This window comes from Limosilactobacillus reuteri subsp. simiae (assembly GCF_020784875.1).
GTDB classification, from domain to species: domain Bacteria; phylum Bacillota; class Bacilli; order Lactobacillales; family Lactobacillaceae; genus Limosilactobacillus; species Limosilactobacillus reuteri_H.
Window position 1 is genome coordinate 1 of sequence record NZ_JAJGUI010000083.1, and the last position, 341, is coordinate 341.

At 45.5% G+C, this 341-nt stretch carries 1 protein-coding gene; it reads left to right on the forward strand.

What is annotated here, in order from left to right:
- A partial coding sequence (locus LMC10_RS02105; RefSeq protein ID WP_267866776.1) for a reverse transcriptase domain-containing protein occupies positions 1-341 on the forward strand: 341 nt, incomplete at both ends.

Below are 341 nucleotides of genomic sequence, written 5' to 3' on the forward strand. Positions count from 1 at the left end.
GTAAGTTTCTAACTAGCGGAGTCTTAGACCATGGGCTTTTCGCTAAGAGCGAAAAAGGAACCCCACAAGGAGGGCCATTGTCCCCACTACTGGCGAACATCTATCTAAATGAGTTGGATAAAGAGTTGACTAGACGTGGTCATCACTTTGTGCGCTATGCGGATGATTGTAACATCTATGTTAAAAGTCAACGAGCCGGAGAACGAGTAATGCGAAGCATTACCCAGTTTCTAGAAAAGCGCTTGAAAGTTAAAGTGAACCCAGATAAAACCAAAGTCGGTAGCCCTCTACGGTTGAAGTTTCTTGGCTTTTCGTTGGGTGTAGACCACAATGGGGCCTAC